Annotated in this window: 10 protein-coding genes; 4 read left to right on the top strand and 6 right to left on the bottom strand. The window is 64.8% G+C overall.

Going from position 1 to position 8,613, the window contains the following annotated elements:
• Positions 1-1,278 (top strand): phosphoglucomutase (locus BG842_RS12695; protein ID WP_069451013.1); only part of this gene is annotated, 1,278 nt, incomplete at its 5' end.
• 12 nt (positions 1,279-1,290) lie between these two features.
• Here BG842_RS12695 and BG842_RS12690 read toward each other — a convergent pair.
• From BG842_RS12690 to BG842_RS12670, 6 genes are all read right to left on the bottom strand, one after another.
• Complete coding sequence (locus BG842_RS12690) at positions 1,291-2,049, bottom strand: RimK family alpha-L-glutamate ligase (RefSeq protein ID WP_069451012.1); 759 nt, start codon at positions 2,047-2,049, stop codon at positions 1,291-1,293.
• Between the two features lie 116 nt (positions 2,050-2,165).
• Positions 2,166-2,357, bottom strand: coding sequence for a hypothetical protein (locus tag BG842_RS12685; protein ID WP_007976246.1), 192 nt, complete (start codon positions 2,355-2,357; stop codon positions 2,166-2,168).
• Positions 2,358-2,382: 25 nt separating this feature from the next.
• Positions 2,383-2,808: a GNAT family N-acetyltransferase gene (locus tag BG842_RS12680; protein ID WP_069451011.1), complete on the bottom strand. Its 426-nt coding sequence runs from the start codon at positions 2,806-2,808 to the stop codon at positions 2,383-2,385.
• Positions 2,805-3,002, bottom strand: coding sequence for a ubiquitin-like small modifier protein 2 (locus BG842_RS12675; protein ID WP_007976249.1), 198 nt, complete (start codon positions 3,000-3,002; stop codon positions 2,805-2,807). Before BG842_RS12675 ends, BG842_RS12680 begins: the two co-directional genes overlap by 4 nt.
• Before the next feature lie 473 nt (positions 3,003-3,475).
• Positions 3,476-3,628, bottom strand: coding sequence for a hypothetical protein (locus BG842_RS29870; protein ID WP_175424145.1), 153 nt, complete (start codon positions 3,626-3,628; stop codon positions 3,476-3,478).
• A 27-nt stretch (positions 3,629-3,655) separates the two neighbouring features.
• Positions 3,656-4,738 (bottom strand): polymer-forming cytoskeletal protein, encoded by a 1,083-nt coding sequence (locus BG842_RS12670; RefSeq protein WP_069451010.1) that lies wholly within the window; start codon positions 4,736-4,738, stop codon positions 3,656-3,658.
• 169 nt (positions 4,739-4,907) lie between these two features.
• On the opposite strand from BG842_RS12670, the gene BG842_RS12665 reads away from it, so the two are divergent.
• The 3 genes from BG842_RS12665 to BG842_RS12655 all read left to right on the top strand — a co-directional run bounded on the left by BG842_RS12665 (position 4,908) and on the right by BG842_RS12655 (position 8,471).
• Positions 4,908-5,885, top strand: a complete 978-nt coding sequence (locus BG842_RS12665) for a replication factor C small subunit (protein WP_069451009.1) — start codon at positions 4,908-4,910, stop codon at positions 5,883-5,885.
• Between the two features lie 154 nt (positions 5,886-6,039).
• Positions 6,040-6,783 (top strand): ABC transporter ATP-binding protein, encoded by a 744-nt coding sequence (locus BG842_RS12660; RefSeq protein ID WP_069451008.1) that lies wholly within the window; start codon positions 6,040-6,042, stop codon positions 6,781-6,783.
• Positions 6,780-8,471 carry a hypothetical protein gene (locus BG842_RS12655; protein ID WP_069451007.1) on the top strand — a complete coding sequence of 564 codons (1,692 nt, stop codon included), beginning with the start codon at positions 6,780-6,782 and terminating at the stop codon, positions 8,469-8,471. The genes BG842_RS12660 and BG842_RS12655 overlap by 4 nt, the downstream gene beginning before the upstream one ends.
• The last annotated feature ends 142 nt before the right edge of the window (positions 8,472-8,613 follow it).

Below are 8,613 nucleotides of genomic sequence, written 5' to 3'. Positions count from 1 at the left end.
CGCGAAGTCGAGGACCGTGCGGGCGAGACGGTCGCCGTGAGCTACGACGCACGCGAAACGTCGCGCGGGTTCGCGGAGGACCTCTGTCGCGTCCTCGCCGCGAACGGGTTCGACGTGCTCATCCCCGAGCGAGACACCCCGACGCCGATTCTCGCGTGGACGCTCGTGGACCGCGACCTCGCGGGCGGACTGATGATAACCGCCTCGCACAACCCGCCGGAGTACAACGGCGTGAAGTTCATCCCGTCCGACGGCGCGCCAGCCCTCCCCGAAGTGACCGACGAGATAATGGCCCGACTCGCCGAACCCGACCCGCTGCCGGAGTCCGAACATGGCCGGGTCAGCGAGGAGGACTTGGTTGCCCCGTACGCCGACCACGCCTTCGACCTCGTGGACGCCGACTTCGAGGACCTCTCGGTCGTCTACGACGCCATGCACGGGAGCGGCCGCGGCGTCACCGACGAACTCCTCGAAGAAGCGGGCGCGAGCGTCGAATGCCTCCGCTGTGAACGGGACCCGGAGTTCGGCGGGTCGTCGCCGGAACCGAGCGAGGAGAATCTTCAAGAACTCGTCGCGGCGGTCGAGGACGGCGACGCCGACCTCGGAATAGCGAACGACGGCGACGCCGACCGCATCGCCGTCGTCACGCCTGAACGCGGCTTCTTGGACGAGAACCTCTTTTTCGCCGCGTTGTACGAGTATCTCCTCGAAGCCGACTCGGGGTCGGCGATTCGCACCGTCTCGACTACGTTCCTCATCGACCGGATCGCCGAGAAACACGACCAGGAGGTCCACGAGACGCCGGTCGGGTTCAAGTGGGTCGCACAGGCCATCGCGGACCACGACGCGCTCGTCGGCGGCGAGGAGAGCGGCGGGTTCACGATTCGCGGCCACATCCGCGAGAAGGACGGCGTGCTCATGGCGCTCCTCGCCGCGGCAATCGCGGCCGAACGCCCCTTCGACGACCGCGTGGACGACCTGCTTGCCGAGTTCGGCGAGATACACCAGAACAAAATCAGCCTCGACTGTCCGGACGACGAAAAGGAGCGCGTCCTCGCCGACCTCGAAGCCGAACTCCCCGACGAGGTTGCGGGTCACGACGTGGCCGACGTGGTGACAAAGGACGGCTTCAAAATCCTCCTCGACGACGGGTCGTGGCTCCTCGTCCGCCCGAGTGGAACGGAACCTGCGATGCGAATTTACGCCGAGGGAGAGAGCGACGACCGCGTTCGTGACCTCCTCGACGCCGGGACGGAACTGGTCGAACCGCTGATTTAGGCCTTCATCGACTTACTTTCGGACGACGTGAATCGCCGACTCGATGGCGTCGGCGAACGTCGCCACCGACCCCTCACGCGCGTCGAGACTCAGATACGGCTCGATGAGTTCGAGTTCCATCAGGTGGAACTCGCCGGTCTGCTCGTCGTCACCGCCGTCCCTGTTGTCACCGTCGCGTTCGAGACCGTCCACGCGAGCGTACGGGAGGGAAACGGGGTCGATGTCCAGAATTTCGCACGCCGTTTCGAGCACGCCTCGGTCGGCCACGAGCGTCTCGAACTCCTCTTGCCGGTCTGCCGCCTCGTCAACCGACGTGCGCCACGCGTTCGCCGAACTCGTCCCGATGGCCGGTTTCACCACGGCCTCCTGCCAGTCGTTTTTCCGAAGCACCGTCCGAAGGTTTCCGTCGCTCCCCCGCTCCACCCACGCCGTCGGAAGGATATCGACGCCCTCCGCGGCGAGTTCGCGGAGATAGAACTTGTGCATGTTCCAGCGAACGACCTCCCCCGGATTGAGTAGCGTCACCCCCGCTTCCTCGACGGTTTCCGTCCACTCGCGGAAGGCGTCCGGTCGGATGTGATAGTTCCAGCACGAGCGGACGAGCGCGACGTCGAAGCGCGACCAGTCGATATCCTCGTCCGTCCAGATGACGGGTTCCGCCGCCCAGCCACGGTCGCGTAACTCGGCCTGCACGGAACGTCCGTTTTCCGATAGTTCCGGTGCCCGCTCTCCCGTGACGATGCCGAGGGAGCGTGACTCCTGTCTGACCATTACGCCGGACTACCGAACGAACACAGTAAAGCACTCCCGAAACTGAATTTTTGTAAAAAATATATCAATTGGGGGGTCGGGAGGACGCCGACCTCGCGACTCTCCGCCGCTCCCGTTCAGTTGAACGACAGCACGTCACCGGGATTGAAGTAGTAGAGCGCGGCCAGTCCGACGCCGAACAGGGCGACGAGAAGGCTCAATAACTCGCCGGTCGCGGCGTCGAACCCGTCAGCGAGCGCGTAGTACCCCATCGCCAGCGCGAACGCCATCCAGATGAGCGAGAGACGGCGGCGTTTCGTCTCGTCCATGGTCGTCGTTGGCGAACTCGCGGTATCAGTCTTCGCTTTCGAACCGTCCCCACAACCGTCCGTCCCCTTCGGTTTCCCCGTCTGGATCGCCCTCGTCCCGCTCCGCCATCTCCTCGATTTCGAACCCCAACGACTCGTAGAACGGCCGCACCTTCGGCGCGAAATCGGCCGTCAGCGCTCCCTCGCGTTCGACGGCGACCGCTACCAGTTCGCGGCCGATTCCCTGCCCCCGCCGCGCTCGCCGCACCGCGATTGCCTCGATGTGGGTCGGTCGGTCCGCCGCCGCGTCGAGCACCGCCGCGCCGAGGAGTCGCCCTTCGTCTTCCGCTACCAGCACGTCCCCGGACTCGATTTTCTGCTTGACTGCCGCGGCGTCGATTTCGAGCATCGCGCCATTCACGATTCGCAACACGTCGAGGTGGTCGTCCCCGGTCGCGGCCCGGACGGTCATCCGCCCTTGATGAGCCGGAGGATTTTCACGTGTTCCGCTTCGACCGGTTGGTCCTCCGGAACCGGCCGCCCGTCCACCATCACGGACACCTCGTGTGGACTCAGGTCCACTTTCGACACCAAGTCGGCGTAGGTTTCGTCGTCCACGTCGAACTCGTGGCTCCCCTCGCCGACCACCTCGACGGTCACGTTCATTGCCGTGTCTTACCGTTCTCGGTCCTTGAGCGTGTCGAAGACGACGACTTCGAGTTTGTTTCGCCGAAACTGCGACGACCTCGATGAGGACTTCGAAAGCCCCCGCCCGCTCCGAGATGAGTTCGGTTGCAGGAGTTCTCCGCGTGGAACGACCGTGATGATGTCTCAGAAAGCCCCCGCTCGCTCGCGGCGGGGTGTCGTTCGTTTTTCTATGACTGCAACTACAGACGTCACTGAAACCGCCACCGCACAGCACCGAACCGCGTGCTCACGGCGTTGCCGTCGTCTCGCGGGTCGTGCCCGCTCGACTGTCCGCGGAACGTCGTTCCGCGCTATTCGCATACGAGGTTTCTCCGAACCCTCGCTCGCCACACCCTCCCCAACCGATTGTGTTTCTAGCTCCGAAAGAGCACGCTCTTTCGTGCTCTCGCTCGCTCCGCTCACGAGAACTTCGCTGTGATGCTCATCTACCGTCAGAGAAACGCTCTGACGAGCCATTCGTTCGTTCCGTTGTCACTCACGAAGACCTCGCACGCTACAGCACGACGACGCGGCCGACAGCTGGCCGCGTCGTCGTCCTGCCAGCGTGCGCCGGTGTCGCTCGTTTCGATTTCGATGAGTAGCACCGCGTCGGCTCTCGAACAATAGATTGGTCAGTCGGCTGGCGTCTCCTCGTCGGTTCCCCTGCGCGTCGTTTCGACGTACTCCGGCGTGCTCCGCCGTCCGCGGTAGTGCGCCCGGAGCGCCATCGCCAGCGCGCCGAGTCCCAGCAGGAGGACGACGAACTGGACGATGCCGCCGACGATGGGAATCCGGTCGAGAACGGCGATGACGAACAGGCCGAGCACCAAGCCGATCCACCGACTCCCCTCGTCGGCCAGCGAGAGCAGCCAGACGCCGACGGTGAACGACCCGTACACCGTGGCGATCCAGAGGAAGATGGCGAAGATGATCGCGCCGAGAATCGAGATGGGGATGCCGATGAGGGTCACGGCGAAGACGAGGAGCACGATGGGGATGAGGACGAGCAGGAGGAGGCCGACCCCGACCGAAAGCACCGGGTCGGCTCGCCCCCGGTCGGCGACGCCCTCGGAGAAGCCGGGGAACGCCGCCAAGAGCACGATGCCCAAGAGGAGATTGACGAAGAAGCCGTACACTGCGCCGACCCAGTTGGGCACTTGCGGCACGGGTGCGGGACCCGCGTCACCCAGCGATTCGTCCTGTCGGACCGTTCCGCTGACGGTCGCCCCCTGTTGGCGGTTGAACGTTTCCGCGTCGTAGACGAGGTTGCCGCCGACGTTCGCCGTGTTGGCGAGCGTGAGCGTCTCGCTCGCAACCCGCGCGTTCCCTTCGACGGTGCCCGCGATCAGGGTGTAGCCCGCCGCGCCTTCGAGGGACCCGACGGTGGCCGACTGGGCGATGGCGAGGTTGCCAGTCTGTGCGTCGACGGTTCCGGTGACCGTCCCCTCGATTCGGACGTTCCCGGCGACCGCCGACACGTCGCCGTTGACCCGGCCGCTTTGGGCGACGAGGACGTTTCCGGAGAAGGCGCTCAGGTCGCCATCGACCGTACCGCGAATCACGACGGTTCCGCCGGTGGCGGTGAGACCGTCGCGGACGGTTTCGCCCTGCTCGACGACGACCGTTCCGCCGGTTCGTGTCTGTTCTGCCGCCGCCGTCGCGGGCATGATGGCGAGCAGTAGCACCACGACGAGGATACTCACGTGTGCACGCATGGGCCGGTTGTCGGCGTCCGACCGAATAGTAATTGAGTCGTTGTCGCGGAGAATCGTGCGTTGTTCGCCGGAATCGCTGGCCTAACCGGCCGTTCTCCCGACGGGAAATCGTGAACCGCGGGCGCGGAGTCTCGGGGACTTTAAGAACGATAGGTACCTCTGCTGGACCATGAGCGAGGCCGACGCGGAAACCGTCCCCGGACGTGGAACCATCTGGGTCGAGAAGTACCGGCCCCAAACCCTCGACGACGTGGCGGGCCACGACGACATCACGGCTCGACTGAAGAGCTATATCGAGCGGAACGACCTGCCTAACCTGCTGTTCTCCGGGCAGGCGGGCATCGGGAAAACGACCTGTGCGGTCGCCATCGCCAAGGAACTGTACGGCGATAGCTGGCAGAGCCACTTCCTCGAATTGAACGCCTCCGACGAGCGCGGTATCGACGTGGTGCGCGACCAGATCAAGAACTTCGCCCGCCACGACCCCGGCGCGGTCGATTTCCAGATCATCTTCCTGGACGAGGCGGACTCCCTGACGAGCGACGCGCAGGCCGCCCTCCGCCGCACGATGGAGCAGTTCTCGGACAAGACGCGCTTTATCATGTCGTGTAACTACTCCTCGAAAATCATCGACCCCATCCAGTCTCGGTGTGCGGTGTTCCGATTCGGCCCGATTCCCGACGATGCGGTCGCCGAGTACGTCCAGTACGTCGCCGACGAGGAGGGTATCGAAACCACCGACGACGGTATCAACGCTCTCGTCTACGCCGCCGACGGTGACATGCGGAAAGCCATCAACGCCCTGCAAGCCGCCGCCGTCATGGGCGAGCAGGTGGACGAGGAGAGCGTCTTCGTCATCACCAGCACCGCCCGACCCGAGGACATCAAGGAGATGGTTCGACACGCCATCGACGGCGACTTCACCCGTTCGCGCTCCATCCTCGACGAACTGCTCACCGAGCGCGGCATGGCCGGTGGCGACATCATCGACCAACTCCACCGCTCGATTTGGGAGTTCGACTTGGACGACGACGACGCGGTGCGCGTCCTCGAACGCGTCGGCGAAGCCGACTTCCGCATCACGGAAGGTGCGAACGAGCGCGTACAACTCGAAGCGATGCTGGCGTCGCTGGCGCTCGACAACTGATTCCTCGTCGCCATCTTGTCACCTTTCTATTACAAAACTAGCTGACCCTTTCAGTCGGATTTTTTACGTCTCGGTACACTCCACGGAATATGGTTCGCACAGTCCCCACGAGCGTTGCTCTCCAATTCGAACTCGAACGGCCGGAGGGCAGTCGATGAGGCCCGCCATCGAGACGGACGGACTGACGAAGCGATTCGACGACACGACGGTCGTTTCGAACCTCGAACTGACCGTTCCGTCCGAATCCGTCTACGGTTTCCTCGGCCCGAACGGTGCGGGGAAGACGACGACGATGCGGATGCTGACGACGCTGACGCCGCCGACGAGCGGCACCGCACGTGTCGCGGGCCACTCCATCGCCGACCGGGACGCCGTCGTTCCGCACATCGGTTACATGCCCGAGGAGCCGCCGCTGTACGACGAACTCACGGCCCGAGAGCAGTTGCAGTACATCGCCGGGCTTCGTAACGTTGAGGCCGACGACCGAATCGAGACACTCCTCCGTCGCTTCGACCTCCTCGACGACGCGGACGAGCGCGTCGGCACCTACTCGAAGGGGATGAAACAGAAGACGGCGCTGATTCAGACCGTCCTTCACGAACCCGACGTCGTGTTCCTCGACGAACCCACGTCCGGTCTCGACCCGCGTGCCGCCCGCACCGTGCGCGAACTCATCTCCGAACTCACCGCCGACGGCATGACCGTCTTCCTCTCGACGCACATCCTCCCCGTGGTTGAAGAGCTCGCCGATACCGTCGGCGTGCTGTACGACGGGTCGCTCGTCGCCGAGGACTCGCCGGAGCGACTCACCCACCGCGCCGAGAAAGAACAGACGCTCGAAGACGTGTTCCTCGACGTGACGAGCGAGGAACCCGCTGCGGCACCGGTGGAACGATGAACTGGAGCCCCGGGCGGAGTGTTCGAATCGCCCGCATGGAGTACCGCCGGAGCGTCCGTGCCATCGGAAAGAAGCCGATTCAGATGCTCGCCTTCGGGCTGTTCGCCCTCATCTTCATCGGCGTTCCGACCGTCGCCGGTTCGTACTTCGCGTACAAGTTCGGCGGCGAACTCGCCACGACGGACCTCCCGCTGTTGGAGGGTGCGCGCGGCGGTATCGCCGTCTGGTGGCTCATGGTCACCGTGATGATAGCCTCGCGCGTCATCGGCAAAACCGGCCGTATCGACCAGGAATCGGGCATGTTGACGACCGTTCCCGCCCGCGATGTGGTCGGCGGACTGCTCGGCGCGGAACTCGCCCGCGTGGTCTCCATCGCGGCGATACCATTGCTGTCGATAACCGCGGCGTTGAGTCTCTCCCTCGGCACGCCGCTCCCGTTCGTTACCGTCGTCCTCGCCCTGCTCGGACTCGTCACGACGACCCTTCTCGCTGGTCACATTCTCGGTCTGCTCATCAAACTCGCGCTCGAACGGTCGGAACTCCTCGCCCAGTACAAATCCGTCCTCGCGGTGCTCGCGTTCGTCGTCTACATGGCCGCGGTCATGAGCAATGCGCTCGGCACGGTCATAGCCTCGCTTGCCGAGGTGTTGCAGAACGCCCCGACCGCGTGGCTCGGCGACGTGCTCGTTCTCGGAATTCCCGGCACGTCGCCGTCGCTCGCGCGGCTCGGCGGCGCGGTCGCCCTCGTCGTCGTCGGCCTGCCGGTCCTGTTCGCGCTCGACGTTCGGTTGGCGACGCGACTCTGGTACGGCGACCGGGTGCAACCCGAAAACAAACAGTACGACTCCAGCGAGTCGAACGCTGACTTCCTCGCGGTCATCGCGTCCAAACCGACGCGCTCCGTGGTCGCCAACGTCTGGCGGCGAACGAAACGCTCCCCGATTCGACTCCTCTACGTCGTGTACCCGGTGTTTCTCGTCTCCGGTCCGATTCAGGAGGCGGTCCAGGCGGGTCACGTCACCGAATCGTTACCGGTCGTCGTCTCGCTGTACGGCGCGTGGGCCATGGGCGGCGCGACGCTGAACCCCCTCGGCGACGAAGGTTCGATGCTGCCGGTAACGCTCATCTCGTCCATCCGCGGCAGGGAGTTCGTCAAGGGACACGTCCTCGCCGTGACCGTCGTCGGTCTTCCCATCGTCGTCCTCGCCACCGCGATTACCGGATTTTTGAGCCCCCTCGAACTGACGAGGTGGCTTTCCTTGACCGGTCTGAGCGCCCTCCTCGGACTCGCGGGGGCGGTCGTCGCCATCGGAATCGGGACCATGTTCCCGCGGTTCGGCGAAGTCAACGTCACCAAGAGTCGGACGGCCGTCGTCCCGAGCAAGACGGCGTTCGCGACGTACTCGCTCGTGGTGCTCCTCGGCTACGGCGGTGCCGTCACCGCCATCACGCCCGGCACGGCGGCGGGCGTTTCGAGCATGTTCGAGTTCATCACGGGATTCCTCGGGTACGCCGTGGCGATTTCGCCGCCCACGGTCCGCCTCATCGGCGGCCTCATCGCGGTGCTCCTCGGCGTCGTCGCGCCTCCGGCCGCCTACCGCTACTCGGTTCGACGGTTCGAATCGTACGCGCTCGACGCCGACGATTCGGGCTTCGCCGTCTTCGAGTCCGTCGGCGAACTGTTCTGACCCGTTCGACTCTTTCGCCCGTTCCCCGGTATCGCTTCCCTCGCGGGTTCGGAGCACCGACGAACGCTTCTCCCGCTTCTGGCGGATGTCTCGCCCGGCCTGAGCGTGCTTGCGGAACTGTTTTACGCACCGATGGGTGACA

Origin of the sequence: Haladaptatus sp. W1, from assembly GCF_001723155.1 — an archaeon.
Lineage (GTDB): Archaea > Halobacteriota > Halobacteria > Halobacteriales > Haladaptataceae > Haladaptatus > Haladaptatus paucihalophilus.
This window is presented reverse-complemented; position numbering and strand designations above follow the sequence as displayed.